The sequence below is a fragment of the Rhodococcus sp. NPDC059968 genome (assembly GCF_042738615.1).
In the GTDB taxonomy this organism is placed as follows: domain Bacteria; phylum Actinomycetota; class Actinomycetes; order Mycobacteriales; family Mycobacteriaceae; genus Rhodococcus_F.
Map to the genome: position 1 here is coordinate 304,325 of NZ_JBHWUE010000002.1, position 22,146 is coordinate 326,470.

The following is a 22,146-nucleotide window of genomic DNA, read 5'->3' on the forward strand; positions in this document are numbered from 1 at the left end:
CGGCATTCCGGTTCGGCGCACGCTAGCGTGTGCCGCGTGATCTCGCGTGCAACGCTCGCCTCCTGGATACGGCCTGCCTCACCCGAACCGGCCGCTCCGCCGGTCACCGGGAGCGAGCGCCGGGCCCTGTGGATCGAGATCACGATCGTCCTGCTCGTCACGTTCGGGACGAGCGGACTGTCGGGGCTGCTGTCACTGTCCGAATCGCTGCTGACCCCGGGCAACCTCGCCGATCAGGCCGTCGCCCTCAACCTCGCCCGCGCTGAGAACCAGATCATCGATGTGGCCCGGCAGTTGCTCGGCGTCGTGAAACTCCTCGCCTGGGGCGCCCTGGGTCTGTATCTCCTGTGGCGCAGCGGCCTCGGCCCGCGCGCCGTCGGGCTCGGCCGATTCCGCTGGCGTCCCGACGCGACGCAGGGTGTCGGGCTCGCCGCACTGATCGGTCTGCCCGGGCTCGGCTTCTACCTGCTGGCCCGCGCGATCGGCGCCAACCTCACCGTCGTGCCCAGCACGATCGGAGATCACTGGTGGCGGCTGCCGGCCCTGATCCTGTGGGCAATCGCGAACTCCGGCGCGGAGGAAGTGCTCGTCGTCGCATATCTGATCACCCGGCTGCGGCAGCTCGGGTGGAGCGAGAATTCGTCACTCCTCGCGTCGGCGGTGCTCCGGGGGACATACCACCTCTACCAGGGTTTCGGCGGCGGGCTGGGCAACGTCGCCATGGGTCTGGTGTTCGGCCGGTACTGGCAGAAGACTGGACGGTTGTGGCCTCTCGTGATCGCCCACGCCACCATCGATTCGGTCGCGTTCGTCGGCTACGCCGCCCTGCGCGGGCACGTCGGCTGGATTCCGTAATCCGGCCGGACCAGTAAAGTCGTGCGGGTGACCGGCGACGCCCCCTATCCTCCGCTGCCGCCCCGTCCGCCCCGGCGGACGCAGGGCGGGCAGCAGGTGCCGCCGCCCCCGAACCGCCGAATGCCACCGCCCGACCAGCGGGTTCCTCCGCAGACGCGGCGGGTGCCACCGCAGGGTCCCCCGCAACAGGGACCTCCTGCGCCCCGCCCGCGACACCCCGCTCCCCGGCAGGGTCCCCCGGCGCAGCCGCCGGAGGGCACCCAGGTGATCCGCCGCGACGGACGGGGCGGCCCGCCGCCCCAGCAGGCGTGGTCGCAGGCCCCCGAACCGCAGTTGTCCCGGTCGGCGCCGCCGCAGGGTCCGCGCGGCTACGCGCCCACCCAGACGCCGCAGCCCTACCGTGACGCGCCGCCACCGCCGTCACGGGTGCCCGACCGGCTTCCCCCTCGCACGCCACCACCACCGCCGCCGCTCGCGCCGCCGCGGACCCCGGAGCCCCCGCAACAGCGACGCCCCAAACGCAAGCAGAACTGGGGCCGACGCATCGGCATCCTGTTCCTGGTGCTGGTCCTGGCGCTCGCGGGCATGACCTACTACCTCGACAGTTCGCTGAACCGGATCGACGCGCTGGCCGACTACCCCGGCCGGATCGACGACACCCCCGGCACGAACTGGCTGCTCGTCGGTTCGGACAGCCGCACCGGGCTGACCCCCGAGCAGGAACAGCAACTGTCGACCGGCGGCAACAGCGGCCCCGACCGCACCGACACCATCATCGTGGTGCACGTCCCCAGCGGCGGCGGCCCGGCGACCATGGTGAGCATCCCGCGCGACTCGTACGTGTCGATCCCCGGCTACGGCGAGGACAAGATCAACGCATCGTTCGCGTTCGGTGGTCCGCAACTGCTGACCCAGACGGTCGAGGAGGCGTCCAGTCTGCACATCGACCACTACGCCGAGATCGGGTTCGGCGGTTTCGCCGGCATCGTCGACGCGGTCGGCGGCGTCGACATGTGCCTGGACACCGCCATCGACGACCCGCTCGCGGGGATCAACCTCGCGCCCGGCTGCCAGGAACTGTCGGGGGCGCAGGCCCTCGGCTTCGTCCGCAGCCGCGCGACCGCGCTCGCCGACATCGACCGGATGAACCATCAGCGGATGTTCATGGCGGCCCTGATGTCGAAGGCCACCAGTCCCGCGACGTGGCTCAACCCGTTCCGCGTCTGGCCCCTCGTCACCGACACCGCCGCATCGCTGCGCGTCGACGAGAGCGACCACATCTGGAACCTCGCCGCACTCGCCTGGGCGGTACGCGGCGACATGATCACCACGACCGTCCCCGTCGGCGGGTTCGAGGACGTGGACGGAGCCGGAAACGTGCTGCTCTGGGATCACGACCGGGCGTCCCAGTTCTTCGACGCGCTGGCGAACGACCGTCAGGTCCCGGCCGAACTGGTCACCACCGGACCGTGACGCACGGCCGTAAACTGACACCCATGACGCAACCGGCGCCGAAAGCACCCAGCGAGTTCCATGCCCTTCTGCAGCAGCAGATCCGCAACGAGTTCACCGCATCCCAGCAATACATCGCGGTGGCCGTCTACTTCGACTCGCACGATCTCCCGCAACTCGCTCGCCGGTTCTATTCCCAGGCCGCCGAGGAACGCGGCCACGCGCTGATGATGATCCAGTACCTGATCGACAACAACCTCCAAGTGACAGTCCCCGGCATCGACGACGTGGTCACCGATTTCGATTCGGTGCGCGCCCCCGTCGCACTGGCGGTGGAACGGGAACGCGTCGTCACGGAACAGATCACCAAGCTCGCCCGGACGGCCCGCGACACCGGCGACTACCTGGGTGAGCGGTTCGTCCAGTGGTTCCTCGAGGAACAGGTCGAGGAGGTCGCAAGCATGCACACGCTCCTGACGATCGTCGAACGTGCCGGCGACAATCTGTTCGACATCGAGGATTTCATCGCCCGCGAGATGAGCGGGAACTCACCGATCCGGCCGGGTGCGCCGAAGAGCGCAGGCGGCGGCGTCTGACCCTTCGGGTCAGCAGCGGGTGGGCGCCGGTTCGCCGCGGAACCGCGCGGCCACGTATTCGTACGCGTCCGGAAAGCCCACCACTGCCGTCGTCATGTGCTCGGATATCTCGTACGGGACGAACGTCAGTCGGGCGCCGGCGGCGCAGTAGCGGTGCGCGGTCTCGGCAACCGAATCGAATGGCGTCAACCCGTCGAGGGTTCCGTGCCACAGGTAGAGGGGCGCGGTCGGGACACCCTCGAAGTACCGCAGGCTGTTGTCGCGCAGTACCTGGTGCGCGCCCGAACTCGCCATGAGGCTGGTGGTGGCAGCCAGCTGTCCGGCGCTGCGGAAGGCGCCGTGGAACAGAAGGAACCGGCGGCATTCGTTCGACATCCACTCGCGCAGCCACAGCCCGGTCGCGTTCAGCTGCGACGAGATCGGTAGCTGGTCCGGGTATTCACGTTCCAAGCCGATCGCGGCAGCGAACGCGAGCCCGAACCCCGGGTGCGGATTGAATCCCAGGCCCTGGGCCATCTGCTCGAGGTCCGCGGGAATCCCACCCGCCACCACCGCGTCGAGTTTCAGCTCCGGCGCGTAACTCGGTGCCAGCGCCGCGGCCCACGCGCTGGCCATTCCCCCACCCGAATATCCGGCCAGCGCCACCGGGCTGTGCGACAACCCCAGTTCGGCCACCCGCTGCACCGCCCGGACGCTGTCGAGGGTGATCATTCCCCCGAGCTTCGCGGCACCGTAGGCGCCGGTCGGGCCGAGATGATCGGGCACCGAGACCGCCCAGCCGCGTTGCAGACCCAGATACAGGCCCGGCGACTCCTGCAGTTCCAGATTGAACAACGAGTGTGACGGGGCACATTTGGTTCCGAGCGAATTCACGATCGCCTGATACGACACGAGCGGAGGATTCGCGACACCGCGGGGAAGCAGAACCGTCGTGACGGCCAGGATCGGATGCCCCGTCGAGTTCGTCGACCGGAACGCGATCTGCCACCCGTCCGAATTCGCGTACATCCAGGTGTCGATCCGCCGCGTCCGCACGACGTCGCCGGGACGAAGGACCCCGAGGTCGGCCGGAGCGAGATAGAAGGAGTCGGGATCCGGCCAGGGATACAGCGGGTCGGCCTGCGCCGGGGCGGGAATCGTCGCCCCCAGGAAAAGGGCACCGAGGATCAACGCTATCCATGCACCGGGTCGTCTCAACATGTGCCTGCCCCTCCGGGCCGCGCCGTCAGAACGCTGTGAATTTTATACACGGACGGGTGCCCGCCGACGTGGTTTGCCCCGTTCCCGTCGGGGATCCGTCGCCAGTTCAGGTTAGGAAAATGACATCAAAATGGTCCCGAAATTAGGTTGACTTTAGTTTGGGAACGCTTCCCAAAATTAGGTTGAACTTGGATGACACCCGCTCTGACCAGCGATATTATCCATTTCATGACTTCCACTGACGCGCACAAGACGAAATTCCACGCTCTGCTTCACGACCAGATTCGCAACGAATTCAACGCGTCACACCAGTACATCGCGACTGCCGTCTATTTCGACAATGCGGACCTGCCGCAGTTGGCCAAGCATTTCTACAAGCAGGCCGTCGAAGAGCGCAACCACGCCATGATGATCGTCCAGTACTTCCTCGATCGCGACATCTCCGTGGAATTGTCGGGTGTCGACGCGGCGAAGGGCCAGTTCGACAACGCACGCGAGCCGATCGCACTCGCCCTGACTCAGGAGCAGTCGGTCACCGAGCAGATCGTGCAGCTGGCGAGCACCGCCCGCGAGGAGGGCGACTACCTCGGCGAGCAGTTCATGCAGTGGTTCCTCAAGGAGCAGGTCGAGGAGGTCGCGAGCATGACGACGCTGCTGACCATCGCCGACCGCGCGGGCAGCAACCTGTTCGATCTCGAGGAGTTCGTCGCACGCGAGATGAGCGGCGTCGCAGACACGTCCGGGGCACCGCACGCAGCCGGCGGCTCCATTTAGGCGGCTCCGCCGCCCGTGCGCCTTTCTGGTTGTGGTAGCTACCAGAAAGGCGCACGGGCGCGAAGGGCCCTATCGCAGGGTGACCTGGCGGCCACGCAGTCCGTCGCGGGCGCGTCGCTCCTCGGTGGTGAGCGGCGCGTCGACGGCGAGCGCCTCGGCCAGACGCTGACCGAGTTCGACGGTGGCGGCGGCCCACTCGTTCGCATGCTTTTCGCGGTCCAGGTCGAACACCGGGACCAGCAGACCGTGTGTCCGGAACGACCCGGCGTAGCGGGAACCCTCACCGAGGTGCAGGCCGCCGGTCGCGTGCACGCGTGCCAGGGCCAGCATCAGATCGTCCTCGTTTTCCGGGCGCACCCAGCGGATGTGCGCCTTCTGGCCCGCATCGACCCACCACGCCGCGACGACACCCTCGGCCTCGACTCGTGCGGATGGCATGATCGCCGCATTCGCGTGCTGCACGGTGGTCGCGACCTCGGGGGCCGGCTCGACGCCTTCGGGAATCCACCAGTTGAAATCCTGGTGCACGGTGATGTCGAGCGGTGCGTCCGCGTCGATCACGTCGGCCAGTGCCGGGGTCTCGGATCCGGGGTTGGCTGAGGCCAGCGATTCGCCGGCCGCGGCGTCACGGACCCAGTCGACGGACGCGGCCAGATCGGCGCCGAGATCCGCGGAATGCGCCTGGACCTGCACACCGACGAACCCGGTGGCACTTTCACCCTCGTCGCGGACCAGCGCCGCGACGGCACCGGGCAGCACGGTCGCGAGCGTCACCGGACGGGACGAATCCTTGACGGGAAGCGGGGCGGTCGCCGACGGGACGAACTCGCGCAGCGCCACCAGATCGCATTCGGCGGCGAGGCCTTCGAACGGCCGGGTCACGGCCGCTGCGGCGCTCTCCCGTTCCGCCTGCCGCTGCGCGAGCTTCTCGGCGCGGGCACTGTCGGGCTTCGGACCACTGTTTCTCTTGCTCTTCTTTGCCACGACGCCAAAACCTACACGCCGACGCCGGTCCGGTCAGGACGCCAGCCACTTCTTGGTGCGGCCGGGGTGGTTGGTGGCCACCCAGCTGACCCCGAGTTCGCGGCACAGTTCGACGTCGCTGCGGTTGTCGACGGTCCAGCAGTACGTGGCGCGCCCTGCGGCGGCGGCCTTGTCGACGATGTCCGGGTGTTCGTGCAGCGTCTTCACCGAGGGACCGACCGCGGTGGCGCCGACGGTGGTCGCGGCGCCCCCGCCGAGGTACCGGGCGGATTCGCCGAGCAGCACGGTCGGGAGCATCGGCGCCGACCGGCGGATCCGCCACACCGCTCCGGCGGAGAACGACATCACGACGGCGCGGGAGTGGTCGGCGGACGGGGGTGCGGCGATGCCGAAGCGTTGCAGTTCGGCGAGCACCTTGCTCTCGACGAGACCGCCGAAACGCACGGGATGCTTGGTTTCGATGAAGAGCTTCACCGGGCGCGCCGTCCAGTCCAGGGTGAGTGCGATCAGCGCGCTCAGCTCGAGGAGTTCGGCCGGCTCGTCTTCCGTGCCGTAATTGAACTCCGCCAGCTCCTCGAGGGTCATCTCGCTGACGACGCCCGTCCCGGTGGACGTCCGGTCGACAGTGCGGTCGTGGACGCACACGAGGTGGCCGTCGCGGGTGAGCCGCACGTCGCATTCGAGCCCGTCCGCGCCCTCTTCCAGCGCCAGCTCGTACGCGGCGAGCGTGTGTTCCGGCATCGCTGCGGATGCGCCGCGGTGCGCCACTACCAGGGGTCCGCGCCGGTCGGGGCTCACGACGCGACGGCTTCCCGGTCGCTGATCTCGGGCGTCTTCTCGGCGGACTTCTCCGCAGCCTTCTCGGCGTCCTTCTGCGGCGGCGGCCCGGTGGCGATCACCCAGCGGGTAACGGGCTCCTTCGCCCCCTTGAGCGTCCGGCCCTCGAGCCGCCGGAGCACCATCAGTGCGAGGACGGCGGTCGCGGAGGCGACCAGCGCCGTGAACGCGGCCAGCAGGACACCGTCCGCCATGGCCTGCAGTCCCGGCCTGGACCGCCAGAACCAGTTGAAGACGACGAGCACGGCGCCGAAGACCCACAGGCTCCACCAGGCTCGGACCAGCAGGACCGCGCGGGGATCGCGGCGGATCACCTCGAGCAGGTACACACCCGGCATCACCAGGTTCAGGCCCGGCACCGCGCAACCGACGATCACCTCGGTGGGGGTGCGCGGGTCGGACGTCTTGGCCCGGGCGAACGTGCGCCGACGCATCCGCAGCAGCCAGCACACTCCGCCGATCCCCGACAGCAGCGCGAGGAGCATCCCGCCGGCCTGGCCGAGGAACACCGCGATGTCGGACACGGCGAGCAGGGTGGGGTCGATCAGCCGGGTCCGGTTGCGGAGGAGGACGGCGTACCGGCCCAGTTCGGCGATCACGGCGAACGCGTACAGGCCTGCGGTGAGGGTGAGGAAGAAGGCCGCCTTGCCGGCGAGCAGTTCCGGCCAGTCGCGTCGCGTGGAGGGTGATTCGACGTGATCGTGGAGTCCCCAGCGGGGGATCTCGGTGTAGTGCGGGGTGGGGCTCGTCGTCGGCGGCTCGGCCGCGAGACCGCTACGTCGCAGCGGGGATCGCGCGATCCAGCGGAACCCCCGACTCGCGGGTGGCTGGTGCTGGTCGGTGCGGACGGGGGCGAGCAGCACACCGTGGCAACGGGGACACCACTGCGCCGGGGAGCCGAGGACCGGCCACCGAGCCGCGCATCGCGCGCACACCTGAACGACGACGCTCATGCCCTCCGCACCCACTTCACATTGCCGATTCTGTCACGACCCGCGAATGCGGGCAGCCCACGACCGAATCGTCCTTTTTGGGGAGAATGTGTGAGCTGCACCACGTGAAATGCGGAGTTATCCACAGTTTCCACAGGTTCATACACAGTTATGGACAGTGCGAGTAGTCCCTATACACAGGTCAGAGCGCATGCGAATCCGTGTTTGTTGACAGCCTCGGATGAACGGTCCACAACGGTGGATGAATTTGACATCGCAGCTCGGTGAACAATCGGACTCGGTGACCGACGGCTCGGCCCGGAATTACCCCTCCAGTTCGGATCGCCCGCGAAGCGACCCGAGAACTCCGGACCGGCCGTCGTCTCCCCCACCTGTGCCGGGCGAAAATGCCCCGACACTTGATCTGACGCAGCCCGGCGCGGTTTGGTTCCACCCGATCTGTAATCTCGGAAAACGATGACGGACGACGTCGGATCGCGGTGGCACCTCGGGCCCGCCCGTGTCCTCCAGGTGGCGGCAGCCCTCGTCGTGGTGCAACTTCTCGTGCGGACGTGGGTAGCCGCCAACAGCGATTTCTACTGGGACGATCTGATCCTCGCCGGACGCGGCGGAAGCCTCCCGCTGCTCTCGGCCGACCTGCTGCTCTACGACCACGACGGTCACCTGATGCCGGGAGCTTTCCTGGTGGCGGGTATCGCGACGCGCGTCGCGCCGTATGAGTGGATCCTGCCGATGCTGACGATGATCGCGCTGCAGGCGGTGGCGTCGTATGCGGTCTTCCGGTTACTTCGCACGATCCTCGGTCCACGACCCGTCCTGTTGGTTCCGCTGGCGATCTATCTGTTCTCTCCGCTGACTGTGCCGGCGTTCGCCTGGTGGGCGGCGGCGCTCAACGCACTGCCCCTGCAGATCGCGCTGGCGTGGGTGGCGCGCGACGCCCTCGAGGTGTGCCGCACCGGACGGCGGCGGTACGCGGTCTCGGGCACGCTGGTGCTGATCGCGTCGCTGCTGTTCTTCGAGAAGTCCGTCGTGGTCCCGTTCGCCGCGTTCGCGACCGTGGCCCTGCTCGCGCACGTCGGCGGGCGGGAGCGGCCTGTGCGGTCGACGCTGCGGCGAGGCGCGGCCCTCTGGATCCCGTCGGCGGCGGTGCTCGCGGTGTGGGCGGCGTTCTACTTCTCCACCGTCGCGTCGCAGTGGGAGTGGGCGGGTGCGTCGCGCGCGTTCGAACTGTTCCACCACGGTACGTCGCTCGGGCTGCTGCCCACGTTCGTGGGTGGTCCGTGGACGTGGGAACGGTGGATTCCGAGTCCCCCGTGGGCCTCCCCGTCGACGGCGCTGGAGGTGGTCGGCTGGGTGGTCCTCATGGCGGCGGTCGTCACGACGGTCCGGCTGAAGCGCCGCATCGGCTGGGTGTGGATCCTCACGGCCGGGTACTTCCTGCTGTCGGTGACCGCGATGGTCGTCACCCGATGGGGCGCGGACACCACCTACGAACTCGCGCAGACCCTGCGCTACTTCACGGACACCGCGGTGATTCTCGCGATCGCCGTCGCGGTGATCGCCCGGGCACCCCGCCGACGCGCCGACCCGGTTCGGGTGCGGCCGCTGGTGGCCGTGACCGCCGTCGTCGCGTTCGTCGCGAGCAGCCTGTGGTCGACGTACACGTTCACCCGCAGCTGGGAGGAGAACCCGACTACCGCCTACCTCGCGACCGCGCGTGCGTCGCTCGCCGAGCGGGATGACGCGCCGATCCTCCAGCAGCCCGCGTCCATCTGGGTGCTGTTGCCGGTCGCGTACCCGAACAACCTGGTGAGCCGGGTCCTCGCCCCGCTGCGGGACCGCCCCGAGTTCTCCGACAGCACCCCCGACCTCCGGATGATCGACGACGCGGGTTCGGTGGTCGACGCCCAGGTCACGTGGGTGCGCGCGATCGAGCCCGGACCCGTCCCGGACTGCGGGAACCTGGTGGAGCAGCGCAGTTTCGTCCCGCTTCCCCTCGACGGACCGCTGACCGGCTGGGAGTGGACTGCGCAGCTCAACTACATGGCCACTGCGGACGGGGAGATCGCCGTCGCGATGGAGGTCGGCAGCCCGGTGCGGGTGCCGGTGCAACGCGGCCCGAATTCGGTGTTCGTGCGGCTCACCGGCAGCGGTCGGAGCGTGCGGGTGAGCGCCCTGACCCCGGACCTGTCGCTGTGCATCGGCGCGGGCCCGGTCGGGGTCGTCGTGCCGAAGTAGTTACCGCCCGTACCGCGACCACGCGACGCGGGCACTGGCCGCACCGACGATCGCGGCGGCCACCTCGTCCCAGCTCGCAGCGGGCAGCCCGAGCTTCGCGAAGAGGGAGCGGCGCGGTCCGGTCATCTCGAGGGTGGCGTCGGGGAACCGCTTCTCCACCACCTCGCGCAGTGTGCCGATCCCGTCGATGATGCCGAGCTCGACGGCGCGGCGCCCCAGCCAGACGTCGCCGTTGAACAGCTCGGTCCCGTCCGCCTTCAGCTTGTCCCCTCGGCGACCCACCACCCAGTCGCGGAACTCGTCGTGGATGCCTTCCTGGATCTGTTCGAGCCACTGCACGTCCTCGGACTTCTCCGCGAAGAACGGGTCGAGGCGGGCCTTCGCCTCGCCGGCCGAGTGCAGCCGCCGTTCGATGCCCAGCCGGTCGATCAGTTCGGAGAACCCGAAGCCCGCCGAGATGACGCCGACGGAGCCGACCACCGACGTGGCGGTCGCGTAGATCTCGTCGGCCGCGCAGGCCAGCCAGTAGCCGCCGGACGCGACGACGTCCTCGCAGAACGCGAGCACGGGCAGTTCGTGTTCGGTGGCGAGCTGCCGGATGCGGGCGGCGATGTATTCACTCTGCGTCGGCGACCCGCCGGGACTGTTGATCAGCAGCGCCACCGCTTTCGCACCGTGGGTGGTGAACGCGCGTCGCAACGGTTCCTCGACGGATTCCGCGCTCAGCGCCCGCCCGAAACCCGCGCCGCCGGATGCGATCATCCCCTGCAGCCGCACCACCGGCACCACGCCGGCGCTGGAGCCTCCGAACGCGTCGGGCAGCTTGTCGGCCAGCGGTTTCGGCAGGTTCAGTGGGATCTTGGCCATGAAATCAGCGTACCGATCACGGATCGGGCAGAGTGGTTCACATGGAGTTGCGAATCTTTACCGAACCCCAGCAGGGTGCCACCTACGACGATCTTCTGGCGGTGGCGCAGGCCGCCGAACGTTTCGGGTACGGCGCGTTCTTCCGGTCGGATCACTACCTCGCCATGAACACCGAGGGTCTTCCCGGACCGACCGATGCGTGGATCACGCTGGCGGGTCTCGCCCGGGAGACGTCCACGATCCGGCTCGGCACCCTCGTCACGTCCGCGACGTTCCGGTATCCCGGACCGCTGGCGATCTCGGTGGCGCAGGTCGATCAGATGAGCGGCGGCCGCGTCGACCTCGGCATCGGCGCCGGCTGGTACGAGGGGGAGCACCAGGCGTACGGCATCCCGTTTCCGCCGCTGAAGGAGCGGTTCGAGCGGCTCGAGGAATCCCTCGCGGTGATCACGGGGCTGTGGCGCACTCCGCTCGGTGAGACCTTCTCCTACGACGGGACGCACCTGACGGTCAAGGATTCGCCCGCACTCCCGAAGCCGCGGCAGCCGCAGGGTCCGCCCGTCCTGATCGGCGGCACCGGCAAGAAGAAGACCCCTGCGCTGGCCGCGAAGTACGCGGACGAGTTCAACGTCCCGTTCCAGTCCGTCGACGAGACGCGGGACGTGATCGAACGGGTCCGGCTCGCGTGCAAGGCGATCGATCGCGACCCCACCGAGTTGGTGTATTCCAACGCGCTCGTCCTGTGCTGCGGGCGCACCGAGGAGGAGATCGCGAAACGCGCCACGAGCATCGGACGCGAGGTGAGCGAGCTGCGGGAGAACGGCCTCGCCGGGTCGCCCGCCGAGCTCGTCGACAAGATCGGCCGCTACGCCGAGGCCGGATCGCAGCGGATCTACCTGCAGACCCTCGATCTCGGCGACCTCGACCACCTTGAACTGGTCGCGAGCGAAGTCGTTCCGCAACTGAGCTAGGCAAGCTCGAGTTCGGCGGCCACGACGACCGGAAGATTCAGGGGCAGCGCGGCCACCCCGATCGCCGTCCGGGCGTGGTCGCCGATTTCCGGGCCGAACACGTCGAGTACCACCTCGGAGAATCCGTTGAGCACCGCTGTCGTCTGGTCGTAGCCCGGCTCGGCGTTGACGAACCCCGTGACGGTGAGCCACGCACCGATGCGGTCGAGATCGCCCACCGCGCGACGGACTCTCGGGGCAGCACCAGGCCCAGTTCACGTAGTCGGGACTCCGCGCCCATCACACCTCCACTCGACGACGGCTCGGGTCTTTCGGCGCGCTCAGCAACATTCCGTTCCCTTTCCGCCGGTGGAATGCTCGAAGTACGACCGGAACGGCCGTGTGGACTCTCGAGTACGCCGGAGGTTGTCATGGGTTCTGCGGAAGAGGCGGTAGTGCGTCGATTCTACGAGGAGATGAACAACGATCGAAAGAACGAGATAGCGGAGGAGCTGTTCAGCAGCGACCACGAGATGCACGATCCCCAGGTCCCGGGTGGGCCGGGTCCCGCGGGAATGGTGGCGGCGATCTCGGCCTACCAGGACGGGGTGGACGGGCACTGGACCATCGAGGAGATGTTCTCGGCCGGTGACCGCGTCGTCGTGCGCTGGACGGGCACGGGAACGCACGTCGGTGAGATGAACGGGATTGCGCCGACCGGCAACAAGATCCGAGTGGACGCGATCTCGATCCATCGGCTGGCCGACGGCAAGATCGCCGAGACCTGGCAGGTGTGGGACACGCTCGGATTCCTTCAGCAGCTCGGCGCGGTCCCCGCGAGCTGATCCCGGCACACCCTCGGGAGGGTGCGATGAAGTACGTGATTACCTGGACGCTGCGTAATGGTGGGTCCGCCGCCGAGAACGAGGAAGCTGCGCGGCGGAGCCTCGAAGTGTTCGCGAGATGGACGCCGGCGGAAGGGGCGAACTTCCATCATTTCCTCGGTCGCCTGGACGGAACCGGGGGATTCGCCTTCGTCGAGGCGGACGACCCGAACGACGTCTTGGACGGCCCGACGAAATTCGGACCTTTCTTCGAGTTCCACGTCTACCCTGTCGCCGACATCGCCGTCACCACGCAGGCTGCGCAGCAGGCGGTCGAATTCAGGGGCTCGATCAGCTGAGCAGGCTCAGTGCCTGGTGGTCGAATCCAGGAACTGGCGGAGGTCGCGGTCCCACTGCGCGTCGCGGGCGCGGTTCAGGGAGGCGCGGCAGATGAGGAAGCCGGACAGCGCGATCATCATCACCGCGAACCAGGTGAACAGCCCGGCGATCACGCCGGCCACTCGTGCCGCGGACGGCGACATCGGTTCGGTGGTGAGGTTGCCGTCGGCGTTGACCCAGATGTCTTCCTTCGTTCCCGACGGCGTGGCGGGGTCGACGGTGATGTCGGCGTGGCGGGTTTCGTTACCCCACGTCCACTTGGCGGGGGCGGTGTCGACGCCCGACGGTGCGACGTCGGAGGTGACGGACACGCCGGTGGAGTCGGCGAGCGTGGTGGCGGAGACGGTGCGGTAGTCCGCGACCTGCTTCTCCGCCAGCGTCAGCTGACTGTCGATGGTCCGGGCGCCCACGAGGATGGCCAGGGGCAGCATCGCGAACGCGAGCACCACGACCGCGAGGGTGAGCATGTTCTCGATCCGGTCCGAGCGCCGGAGTAGCGGGTTGTGCCGCTGACGGGCCGACCGCTTACGCAGCCCCCGCGCTTGAGAGTTGTTCCACATTCCGGATCCGGTCCTCTCGCCGACAATTCCCTACCATCCAGGGTCGTACGCAAGGCAAACAAGATCAAGTTAATCCGGTGTGTCTTTGGGCACTGTGCCGTAATACACTCATCTGCTCCCCGCCATCTCACGATGCTCCTTGGGGCTCACTCCGCGCACGCGTTTGAACGCCGCACTCAGCGCGAATCCGCTCCCGTACCCCACTCGCTGGGCCACCGACGCGACCGTGGCGTCGGGTTCGCGGAGCAGATCCGCGGCCAGGGAGAGCCGCCAGCCGGCGAGGAACGTCATGGGCGGTTCGCCGACGAGGTCCGTGAACCGCCGTGCGAGGGCAGCCCGCGACATACCGGTTTCCGCGGCGAGCGACTCCACGGTCCACCGGCGGGACGGGTTGTTCTGCAGGATGCGCATTGCCTTGCCCACCACCGGGTCGCTCTGCGCCCGTACCCACGACGGCGCCTCGGCCGCCGGCCGCGCGAACCAGGCGCGCAGCACCGCGATCAGCAGCAGGTCGAGCAGGCGGTCGAGCACCGCTTCCTGTCCGGGTTCGTCGCGCACCACTTCGTCGTGCATGAGGGTGACCAGCCGCGAGTCCCAGTCGGCGCGGCGCTGCACGACGAGTTCCGGGAGCGCGGTCAGCAGTCGCATGCTGATCTCGCCCGGGGTCTGGTACGTCCCGGTCAGCATGACCGTGCGGCCGTCCGCACTGTTTCCCCAGGTTCGCACCCCGAGGTCCATCGCCTCGGCGAGCGGCTCCCCACGGAGCGTTGTGCAGCTCTGGTCGGGGTTGATGATCACGTGCGGCGGGGTGTCCGGATGGTCGGCGACGACGTACCGCTCGGGTCCGCGGACGATCGCGACGTCACCCTCGGTGAGCTGAACCGGGTCGCCGGTGTGCGGAAGGACCCACGCTTCGCCCCGGCCCATCGCGACGAGGCTGAGCGGTGCGTGGTCGTCGATCTGCAGCGACCATGGCGGTTCCATGATCGAGCGGAGCACGAACGCTCCTGCGGCACGGGGACCACTGATGAGACCGGCGAGGGGATCCACAAGTCCAGCGTAGACGCTCGCGTATGTATCAGCGCGTTTCAACCATGGAAAGTCTCGACGACGCCGTCTTGACTGAAGACATGACAACGACACCGCACACACTCGTCCTCACCGGCACCGGCAAGGTCGGCAGCCGCGTCCTCGCCCGGCTCGCCGCCGCAGACGTGCCCGCTCGGGGCGGCTCCCGCTCCGGCCGTCCCCCGTTCGACTGGGAGAACAGGGACACGTGGCGGCCGGCGCTCGAAGGAATCACCTCGGTGTACATCGCCTACTACCCGGATCTCGCGGTACCGGGAGCGGCGGAGGTCGTCGAGGAGTTCGCGGGCCTGGCCGTCGCGAACGGGGCCCGGCGACTCGTCCTGCTCTCCGGTCGCGGTGAAACCGAGGCCGAGCGCAGCGAACTCGCCGTCCGCAAGGCGGGAGCCGAGTGGACGATCCTCCGGTCGAGTTGGTTCAGCCAGAATTTCAGCGAGAGCTTCATGCTCGACTCACTGCTCGCAGGCGACCTCGCGCTACCCGTCGACGGACGCGTGCTCGAACCCTTCGTCGACGCGGACGATCTCGCGGAGATCGCCGTCGCCGCACTGACCGGGGACGGCCACGCCGGCGAACTGTACGAGCTGACCGGGCCGCGGTTGTTGTCGTTCGGTGACGCCGTCGCCGCGATCTCGGAGGCAACGGGTCGCGAAATCCGGTACACACCAGTCACTTCGGAAGAGTATTCGACGGCCCTGGGCGGGCAGGGGGTACCGTCCGACGCGATCGGCCTGCTCACCTACCTGTTCGACGAAGTGCTGGACGGGCGCAACGCATCGCTCACCGACGGGGTCGAACGCGCACTCGGGCGCGCGCCCCGCGACTTCACCGACTACGTCCGCGCCGCAGCAGCGGCCGGTGTCTGGAGGGTCTGACCATGGAGCGTTATCTGACGATCGTCACGGCGGTGGGCGCCGGCGTGGTGGGCGGCGTGATGTTCGCGTTCTCCACGTTCATCATGACCGGGCTCGGTCGCCTGGAACCGGCTCAGGGCATCTCGGCAATGCAGGCGATCAACCGCGAGGCGCCGAACTTCTGGTTCATGACGGCGGTGTTCGGCACCGCATTGACGTCGATCGTGCTCGCGGTCGTCAGCATAGTGCGGCACGACAGTTCGGCCGTCTACGCGGTGATCGCCTGCGCGCTGTATCTCGTGGGGATCGTCCTGACCATCGTCTACCACGTGCCGCACAACAACGCGCTGGACGCGATCGATCCCACCGCCGCCGACTCGGCGGTGTACTGGCGCGACTACGTGTCGGGCTGGACCGGGTGGAACCACGTGCGCACCGTCAGCGCCATCGCGGCGTCCGCTGTGCTCACGTGGTCCGCGACCCGCGGTTGAGACCGGAGGCTACGAGGGCGGCAGGATGTCGGTCTGCGCCGGGACCTCGTCCTGCTTCAGCAGACCGACGGGGCAGCTGATGCCGGTGGCGTGCACGGGGCAGTAACCGCCCGGGTTCTTCGCGAGGTACTGCTGGTGGTAGTCCTCGGCGTAGTAGAACTGCGTGAGCGGGGCGATCTCCGTGGTGATCGCCCCGTATCCGGCGTCGGCGAGCCTCTTCTCGAAGGCCTCACCGGTGGCTTCGGCGATCTCCACCTGCTGTTCGTCGATCGTGTAGATCGCCGAACGGTACTGCGTTCCCTGGTCGTTGCCCTGCCGCATGCCCTGCGTGGGGTCGTGGTTCTCCCAGAATTCCTTGAGGATCTCGGCGTACGAGATCACCTTGGGATCGAAGACCACGAGCACCGCCTCGGTGTGCCCGGTGCGACCGGAGCAGGTCTCCTCGTAGGTGGGGTTGGGCGTGTAGCCGCCGGCATATCCCACCGCGGTGCTGTAGACGCCGTCCAGTTGCCAGAACTCCTTCTCGGCGCCCCAGAAACATCCCATGCCCAGCACCGCGGTCTGCATGCCCTCGGGGAACGGGGGTTGCAGGGGGTGACCGTTGACGAAGTGCGTCGCCGGAACGGGAATCGGCTGGCTGCGTCCGGGGAGGGCATCCTCGGCGGTGACCATTACGGACTTAGCGGCTGCTCGACCCAGAAGCTCGTCGTACCAAGACATGATTCGATGCTACGCGCGGTGCCGGAGTGGCCTCCTGCGCGAGCGCCGCCTGTGCGCGCATCCGCTCGACGCGAGCGGTGACCCACGCCGTCGCGGGGACCTCCACCCACCGGAACAGCGCCTCCGACACGAGTGCCGTCACCACGAGGAATGCGACCACCGCTCCGGTCTCGCCGAACGAGCCGACCGTGTGCTCGTACACGCGGTAGAGAATCAAAGTGTGGACGAGGTAGATCGCGAAACTGCGCGTCGCGGTCCACCGCACGACGGCCCAGTGCGCCGCGGGCCCGTCGTATCGGCCCACCAGCACGACGCACGCGGTGACGACGGCGAACGTCCAGAGGTAATGATCGCCCGCCCAGTACACGCGGAAGTCGGTGGCGAGGCGGATGACCTCGACCTGGGCCAGCCCGGCGACGACGATCCACCGGCAGTCCGCGAGCCGCGCCCAGCCGAGGTAGATGATCTGCCCGAGGAACACGGCCGGCAGCGTCGCGGCGATCTTGGACAGCATCGGAACCGTGTACGGCTGCGGCGCGTACAGGTTGTAGAGCAGGATCAGCGCGCAGAGCGCGGCACCGGCCATCGGCATCGCGATGGGCAGGGTGCGCAGAACGGGGCGCGCGGCCACGCAGGCGAGGTAGAAGACGATCTGCACGGCGAGGGTCCAGGTGACTCCGAGAACCGCCACCTCGGGTTTGAGGAAGAATCCGCCGAGCACGAAACTCAGGGCCGCGTCGATATTCGACACCCCGTCCTGGCCGCTGAACATGCCGTTGATGCCGAGGCGGACCAGCACGATCGCGGCGAGAACGGCCACCCAGAATGCGGGCAGGATTCGTCCGAGCCGGTTGAACAGAAATTGCCCGGGCTCGTGACGAATAGCCGAACGGGTGATCAGCACCCCGGTCAGCATCATGAAGACGGCGACCCCGAGGAAGGACAGATGCTGGTTGAGACCGCCTCGCTCGATGAAGATTTGGTAGACGACGTCGATGAACCACCATCCGGTTCCGAGGTCGTCGATCAGATAGAACGAGATGTGCGAGTAAATCACGGCCAGAACTGCGAAGAAGCGGAGCAGGTTCGCGCCCGTGAGCTCCACACGCGGCGCGGCCGCATGCGAATCTGCAACAGGTATCAGCGAAGGCATCGCGTCAGCTTAAGGTTCCGTTCACCGGTCGGACGAATTCTCACGACATCCAGTGTCGCCGCGCCAGCCTTTTTTCGGGTGCCCGAACTTTCCTTTCCGGGAATCGCTCCGTGACCCCAACTGTTGCGCAGGGTGTACCAATGAGATTGGGTATATACCCGAGAACGATTCGCCAAAGGCGGGTGTCAGACGCGTGCCCACGTGTCGTCGGCACCCGGAAACACTAGGGCTCACACGCCCATAGATGAAGGGACCCTCGTGTCTGTTTACACGCTGCCGGAACTCCCGTACGACTACGCAGCTCTCGAGCCGCACATCTCCGGCAAGATCATGGAACTGCACCACGACAAGCATCACGCCGCGTACGTGACCGGTGCCAACACGGCCCTCGACAAGCTGGCCGAACTCCGCGAGTCGGACACCCTGCCCGCCGTGGTCAACCTGCACGAGAAGAACCTCGCCTTCCACTTGGGCGGCCACACCAACCACACCGTCTTCTGGAACAACCTCTCGCCCGACGGTGGCGACAAGCCGACCGGTGAGCTCGCTGCCGCGATCGACGACCAGTTCGGCGGCTTCGACGCGTTCCGCAACCATTTCTCGGCCAACGCCAACGCCATCCAGGGCTCCGGCTGGTCCATCCTGGCCTGGGACTCCATCGGCCAGCGCCTGCTCATCGTCCAGCTGTACGACCAGCAGGGCAACATCCCGATCGGCCTCACGCCGCTGCTGCTGCTCGACATGTGGGAGCACGCCTTCTACCTCGACTACCAGAACGTCAAGGGCGACTACGTCAAGGCCTTCTGGAACATCGTGAACTGGGCGGACGTCGCCGCTCGTTTCGAGAAGGCACGCACGCAGACCGCGGGCCTGATCGTCTAGTTTCCTCTTCGCGGCCACGGGCGCACGGACCACTCTCGGGTGTGTCCGTGCGCCCGTGCTCGTTTCGCGACCGGAATTCCATCCCTGCAGGCCGAGCGTCCAATAGGCTTCGGAAGTGACCGAGTTCAGCAACCCCGCCCGTGACGACACCGTCGTCCACGCATTCCGCGAAGACGCGCTCGGCGACCTCGACGCCACCGGCCTCGCGGCACGGATCGCCTCCGGCGAGGTGTCGATCCGCGAGGTGACGGAGGCGGCGATCGCGCGCGCCGAATCCGTCGGACCCGCCCTGAACGCCCTGGCGTTGGCCGACTTCGACCGTGCGCTGACGGAGGCGGACCGCCCGCACGAGGGTCTCTTCGCGGGAGTGCCCACCGTCGTCAAGGACAACGTCGACGTCGCGGGCCTGCCCACGCAGCACGGCAGCGTCGCTTTCGCCGCGCAGCCCGCCCGGGCCGACAGCGACTTCGTCACGCAGTACCTGTCGACGGGTGTGCTGTCTCTGGGGAAGAGCAGGCTGCCCGAGTTCGGCTTCAGCGCGTCCACCGAGTTCATGGACGCCGAGGCCGTGCACAATCCGTGGAATCCCGCGTTCTCGCCGGGAGCGTCGTCCGGCGGATCGGCCGCACTCGTCGCTTCGGGGGTCGTGCCGATCGCGCACGCCAACGACGGTGGCGGATCCATCCGCATTCCCGCGGCCGCGTGTGGGCTCGTCGGCCTGAAGCCGTCCCGCGGTCGGACGGTCCCCGACGCCATGGACAAGACGTTGCCGATCCGGATCATCGCGCAGGGCGCCGTCACCCGCTCGGTGCGGGACACCGCACGGTGGATGGCGGCCGCCGAACGGTACTACCGCAATCCGGCGCTGCCACCCATCCGGTTGGTCGAGGGGCCGAGCAGCACCCGGCTGAAGGTCGGGGTGGTGGTCGATTCGGTCACCGTGTCCCGCACGGACGACGAGACCCGCAAGTCGGTCCACGCGACCGCCGATCTGCTGGCGGACCTCGGTCACCACGTCGAGGAGTGCCCGATGCCGGTGAACTCCTCGTTCGTCGAGGACTTCTGCATCTACTGGGGATTTCTGTCGTTCGTCATCTCCAGCAACGGCAAGCGGATGCTCGGACCGGACTTCGACCGCGACGCCACGGACAACCTGACGCGCGGACTCGCCGCGATGTACCGCAAGAAGATCGCGAAGACTCCGCGGGTGCTCTACCGGTTGCGGCGCACATACAGTGAGTACGCGCAGATCTTCCAGAAGTACGACGTGATCCTGTCGCCCACCCTCGCCCACACGACTCCGGAGCTCGGATACCTCTCGCCGACACAGAGTTTCGAGGAGCTCTTCGACAAGCTGATCGCCTACACGGCGTTCACGCCGCTCAACAACGCGTCGGGCGGACCGGCCATCTCGCTGCCGATGCACGAGACGTCCCGCGGCCTGCCGCTGGCGTCGCACTTCTCCGCCGACCACGGCGACGAGCGGACGCTGCTCGAGTTGGCGTTCGAGCTCGAGCAGGCCACGCCGTGGCGTCGTATCCAGGACGCCCGCTGACGATCAGGCTTTGCGCCGCAGACCCATCCACACGACGGCCCCCGCCAGCAGCACGGTGGTGATCCCGAAGCCGACGGCGAGGTGCTCGGCGGTGAGGATCGGTGACGGCGCGGAGAGGGTGCGGGTCACCGCGACCGGTTCGGCGAGCACCGTCGCCAACTGGTTCTGCTGAGCCGCCGTGCGCACCGGCATCGCCGCGACACCGTTGTTGAGGTCGGTGGACAGCTGCCCGGACAACGTCTTCAGTTTCGCGAACCCGTCGACGATCTGTGAGGTGGCGCCTTCGAGCATCTCCGGTGCCTGATCGGCGATCGGGACGATGCCGTCGTTCAGTTGCCGTGCCCCGCTGCTCAGCTGATTGCTGGCGTCGGTGAGCTGACCCATCGCGACACGCACGAGTTCGCCCAGGTCCGTGTCGGGGCCGACCCCTCCGCCCAGCAGACCGGGCACCGAACCCAGCTGCGAGGAGAGCAGATCGAGGTCGGCACGAACCTGACGGAGCGACGGGACCACGTCCGATGCAACGGGTGTGGCGTCGAGAACGCGGATCGCGTCGTCGATCCTGGTGCGCATCTGGGTGGCGCTGTCGTTCGCCTCGCCCAGCGTCAGGCCCAGCGCACTCAACCGGTCCGCGAGGTCGTCGGCCGTTCCCGACGTCTCACCGACCACACCCGCCACCTGGTCGGCGACGCCCAGCAATTGCACCGAGCCGGAACGTGCCGTCTCGAGATACGGGAGCAGAGTGTCGGCGCCCTCCGTCAGCTGTTGCGCCGCATCGTCGGCCGCGGCCGTGCCGGCTGCGAGGAACCCGGCCGTCATGCCCGCCTGCTGGAAACGTGTCCGCGACGAGGACATGTTCGCCAGCAGATCCGTGATGCCGTCCGCGCCGATCTGGGAGGACACCACTCCGGAGAGTTCCTCGGACGCACCGGGGTCGGCACCCGCGACGTCGAGGTCGAGGGTCGCCTGCCGCGGCTTCGCGCCCCACACCGAGGACACCGCCTCGCTGAAGTCCTCGGGCACGGTCACGGTGGCGAACCAGTCGCCGCCCGCCGCCGCGTCCGCGTCGACCACCTGCCAGTCGAAGGCCTCGTTCGCCTCGAGCTTGTCGATCAGGGTGTCGCTCGCACGCACCGGTTTTCCGTCCACGGTCGCGCCGGCGTCGGTGTTGACGATTGCCACGGTCCGGCTGTCTGCCGCGCCGTCACCGAGGAACACGTACCCGAGTCCCCCCGCGGACGCCAGGATCAGGCCGGCCATGGTGGCCGCGGCGACGGGCCGCGACGTGAGGACCTTTCGCGTCGACTCGGGTCGGGCGTGATTCGCAGAGTTCCGTGCGCGCTCAGAGGTCATTCCGGCGAGGATAGGCGGCTTTCGTAGCGGCAGATTGTGATGATTCTGAGGATTCTCTGTGACGTCTACCCGGCGACGATCACCTCGTTCGCGGCCAGCGCGTCCGTGCGGGCCTGCAACCGCGCACGCAGGGTCTCGACTTCCGATGTGAGTTTCTCGGCGCCGAGTCCGTCGGATGCCGGTACGGTCTGCGCGATCTCGTCGAGGATCTCGATGGCCCGGCCACTGCCGAACAAGTGCCGGTAGAGCTCGCGGTACGCGTCCTCGTACACGCTCGCGAGAGCCTCCGAGGCGAGGAACCGCTCCTTCAGCGCGTTCCCGCCACCTCCGCCGCCGGGCATGCCACCACCCGGCGCGGCGCCACCGCCCATCCCGATCGAGTCGTGCGGGCCCGCATCGGTGTTGCCGCTCAGCGCGAGGTTGAGATCCCAGGACACGACGGAGATCTTCTTCGTGCCGAGGTCGTACGGTCAAGTCCATGGGAGTGGTGTACGAGGGCCGTCGCGTGGCTCCTCGTTGGTGAGTCAGGCAGTCAAGGCCGGTGTCACCTCCTCGGTGGACGC

Annotated in this window: 22 protein-coding genes and 2 pseudogenes; 12 read left to right on the forward strand and 12 right to left on the reverse strand. The window is 68.0% G+C overall.

The features are described 5' to 3' along the window. Positions 1 to 36: 36 nt before the first annotated feature. The 3 genes from ACFWAY_RS03995 (at position 37) to ACFWAY_RS04005 (ending at position 2,903) form a co-directional block, all read left to right on the forward strand. A complete protein-coding gene (locus ACFWAY_RS03995) occupies positions 37 to 855 on the forward strand; it encodes a CPBP family intramembrane glutamic endopeptidase (protein ID WP_378454446.1) in 819 nt (272 codons plus the stop codon). 264 nt (positions 856 to 1,119) lie between these two features. Then, a complete protein-coding gene (locus tag ACFWAY_RS04000; protein ID WP_378509876.1) occupies positions 1,120 to 2,328 on the forward strand; it encodes an LCP family protein in 1,209 nt (402 codons plus the stop codon). A gap of 23 nt (positions 2,329 to 2,351) precedes the next feature. Next, positions 2,352 to 2,903 (forward strand): ferritin, encoded by a 552-nt coding sequence (locus ACFWAY_RS04005; RefSeq protein ID WP_378454447.1) that lies wholly within the window; start codon positions 2,352 to 2,354, stop codon positions 2,901 to 2,903. A 9-nt stretch (positions 2,904 to 2,912) separates the two neighbouring features. Here the strand turns inward: ACFWAY_RS04005 and ACFWAY_RS04010 are convergent, their stop codons facing one another. Continuing rightward, the gene (locus ACFWAY_RS04010) at positions 2,913 to 4,103 is read right to left on the reverse strand and encodes a lipase family protein (protein ID WP_378454448.1); all 1,191 of its coding nucleotides are present in this window, start codon (positions 4,101 to 4,103) and stop codon (positions 2,913 to 2,915) included. A gap of 228 nt (positions 4,104 to 4,331) precedes the next feature. Between ACFWAY_RS04010 and ACFWAY_RS04015 the strand changes: the two genes are divergently transcribed. Further along, on the forward strand, positions 4,332 to 4,877 hold the full coding sequence (locus ACFWAY_RS04015; RefSeq protein WP_378454449.1) for a ferritin: 546 nt from the start codon (positions 4,332 to 4,334) through the stop codon (positions 4,875 to 4,877). Between the two features lie 69 nt (positions 4,878 to 4,946). On the opposite strand, the gene ACFWAY_RS04020 is transcribed toward ACFWAY_RS04015, so the two are convergent. The 3 genes from ACFWAY_RS04020 to ACFWAY_RS04030 are packed head-to-tail and all read right to left on the reverse strand — an operon-like array spanning position 4,947 to position 7,651. Further along, entirely contained in the window at positions 4,947 to 5,861 is a 915-nt protein-coding gene (locus ACFWAY_RS04020; RefSeq protein WP_378509852.1) for a DUF5926 family protein, read from the reverse strand. 33 nt (positions 5,862 to 5,894) lie between these two features. Next, the gene (locus ACFWAY_RS04025) at positions 5,895 to 6,659 is read right to left on the reverse strand and encodes a glycerophosphodiester phosphodiesterase (RefSeq protein ID WP_378454451.1); all 765 of its coding nucleotides are present in this window, start codon (positions 6,657 to 6,659) and stop codon (positions 5,895 to 5,897) included. Further along, a complete protein-coding gene (locus tag ACFWAY_RS04030; RefSeq protein WP_378509853.1) occupies positions 6,656 to 7,651 on the reverse strand; it encodes a DUF4328 domain-containing protein in 996 nt (331 codons plus the stop codon). The genes ACFWAY_RS04025 and ACFWAY_RS04030 overlap by 4 nt, the downstream gene beginning before the upstream one ends. Before the next feature lie 456 nt (positions 7,652 to 8,107). On the opposite strand from ACFWAY_RS04030, the gene ACFWAY_RS04035 reads away from it, so the two are divergent. Then, positions 8,108 to 9,889, forward strand: a complete 1,782-nt coding sequence (locus tag ACFWAY_RS04035) for a hypothetical protein (protein WP_378509854.1) — start codon at positions 8,108 to 8,110, stop codon at positions 9,887 to 9,889. Here the strand turns inward: ACFWAY_RS04035 and ACFWAY_RS04040 are convergent, their stop codons facing one another. Further along, a complete protein-coding gene (locus ACFWAY_RS04040) occupies positions 9,890 to 10,756 on the reverse strand; it encodes a S49 family peptidase (RefSeq protein ID WP_378509855.1) in 867 nt (288 codons plus the stop codon). A gap of 41 nt (positions 10,757 to 10,797) precedes the next feature. Here ACFWAY_RS04040 and ACFWAY_RS04045 point away from each other — a divergent pair, with 41 nt between their 5' ends. Next, positions 10,798 to 11,727 carry an LLM class F420-dependent oxidoreductase gene (locus tag ACFWAY_RS04045; protein ID WP_378454455.1) on the forward strand — a complete coding sequence of 310 codons (930 nt, stop codon included), beginning with the start codon at positions 10,798 to 10,800 and terminating at the stop codon, positions 11,725 to 11,727. Here the strand turns inward: ACFWAY_RS04045 and ACFWAY_RS04050 are convergent. After that, positions 11,724 to 11,957, reverse strand: a pseudogene (locus tag ACFWAY_RS04050) (RidA family protein); the annotation flags it as partial. The gene ACFWAY_RS04045 and the pseudogene ACFWAY_RS04050 overlap by 4 nt on opposite strands. A gap of 180 nt (positions 11,958 to 12,137) precedes the next feature. Here ACFWAY_RS04050 and ACFWAY_RS04055 point away from each other — a divergent pair. Both ACFWAY_RS04055 and ACFWAY_RS04060 read left to right on the forward strand, forming a co-directional pair. Continuing rightward, positions 12,138 to 12,551 carry an ester cyclase gene (locus tag ACFWAY_RS04055; protein ID WP_378509856.1) on the forward strand — a complete coding sequence of 138 codons (414 nt, stop codon included), beginning with the start codon at positions 12,138 to 12,140 and terminating at the stop codon, positions 12,549 to 12,551. Between the two features lie 26 nt (positions 12,552 to 12,577). Then, the gene (locus ACFWAY_RS04060) at positions 12,578 to 12,889 is read left to right on the forward strand and encodes a DUF3303 domain-containing protein (protein ID WP_378454457.1); all 312 of its coding nucleotides are present in this window, start codon (positions 12,578 to 12,580) and stop codon (positions 12,887 to 12,889) included. A 6-nt stretch (positions 12,890 to 12,895) separates the two neighbouring features. On the opposite strand, the gene ACFWAY_RS04065 is transcribed toward ACFWAY_RS04060, so the two are convergent. Both ACFWAY_RS04065 and ACFWAY_RS04070 read right to left on the reverse strand, forming a co-directional pair. After that, positions 12,896 to 13,489, reverse strand: a complete 594-nt coding sequence (locus ACFWAY_RS04065) for a hypothetical protein (RefSeq protein WP_009477090.1) — start codon at positions 13,487 to 13,489, stop codon at positions 12,896 to 12,898. A 108-nt stretch (positions 13,490 to 13,597) separates the two neighbouring features. Continuing rightward, positions 13,598 to 14,539, reverse strand: coding sequence for an AraC family transcriptional regulator (locus ACFWAY_RS04070; RefSeq protein WP_378509857.1), 942 nt, complete (start codon positions 14,537 to 14,539; stop codon positions 13,598 to 13,600). Between the two features lie 80 nt (positions 14,540 to 14,619). On the opposite strand from ACFWAY_RS04070, the gene ACFWAY_RS04075 reads away from it, so the two are divergent. Both ACFWAY_RS04075 and ACFWAY_RS04080 read left to right on the forward strand, forming a co-directional pair. Further along, positions 14,620 to 15,450 carry an NmrA family transcriptional regulator gene (locus ACFWAY_RS04075; protein ID WP_378509858.1) on the forward strand — a complete coding sequence of 277 codons (831 nt, stop codon included), beginning with the start codon at positions 14,620 to 14,622 and terminating at the stop codon, positions 15,448 to 15,450. Positions 15,451 to 15,452: 2 nt separating this feature from the next. Continuing rightward, the gene (locus ACFWAY_RS04080; protein WP_378509859.1) at positions 15,453 to 15,920 is read left to right on the forward strand and encodes a DUF1772 domain-containing protein; all 468 of its coding nucleotides are present in this window, start codon (positions 15,453 to 15,455) and stop codon (positions 15,918 to 15,920) included. 9 nt (positions 15,921 to 15,929) lie between these two features. Here the strand turns inward: ACFWAY_RS04080 and msrA are convergent, their stop codons facing one another. Both msrA and ACFWAY_RS04090 read right to left on the reverse strand, forming a co-directional pair. Then, positions 15,930 to 16,640 carry a peptide-methionine (S)-S-oxide reductase MsrA gene (msrA, locus tag ACFWAY_RS04085; protein ID WP_378509860.1) on the reverse strand — a complete coding sequence of 237 codons (711 nt, stop codon included), beginning with the start codon at positions 16,638 to 16,640 and terminating at the stop codon, positions 15,930 to 15,932. After that, complete coding sequence (locus tag ACFWAY_RS04090; protein WP_378509861.1) at positions 16,600 to 17,793, reverse strand: acyltransferase family protein; 1,194 nt, start codon at positions 17,791 to 17,793, stop codon at positions 16,600 to 16,602. The genes msrA and ACFWAY_RS04090 overlap by 41 nt, the downstream gene beginning before the upstream one ends. A gap of 258 nt (positions 17,794 to 18,051) precedes the next feature. Between ACFWAY_RS04090 and ACFWAY_RS04095 the strand changes: the two genes are divergently transcribed. Continuing rightward, positions 18,052 to 18,675, forward strand: coding sequence for a superoxide dismutase (locus tag ACFWAY_RS04095; protein WP_012691075.1), 624 nt, complete (start codon positions 18,052 to 18,054; stop codon positions 18,673 to 18,675). A gap of 115 nt (positions 18,676 to 18,790) precedes the next feature. Further along, entirely contained in the window at positions 18,791 to 20,230 is a 1,440-nt protein-coding gene (locus tag ACFWAY_RS04100; protein WP_378509862.1) for an amidase, read from the forward strand. 3 nt (positions 20,231 to 20,233) lie between these two features. On the opposite strand, the gene ACFWAY_RS04105 is transcribed toward ACFWAY_RS04100, so the two are convergent. Both ACFWAY_RS04105 and ACFWAY_RS04110 read right to left on the reverse strand, forming a co-directional pair. Next, positions 20,234 to 21,583, reverse strand: coding sequence for a hypothetical protein (locus ACFWAY_RS04105; protein ID WP_378509863.1), 1,350 nt, complete (start codon positions 21,581 to 21,583; stop codon positions 20,234 to 20,236). Between the two features lie 65 nt (positions 21,584 to 21,648). Continuing rightward, positions 21,649 to 22,050 (reverse strand): annotated as a pseudogene (locus ACFWAY_RS04110) (spore coat protein CotH); the annotation flags it as partial. Positions 22,051 to 22,146 lie beyond the last annotated feature (96 nt).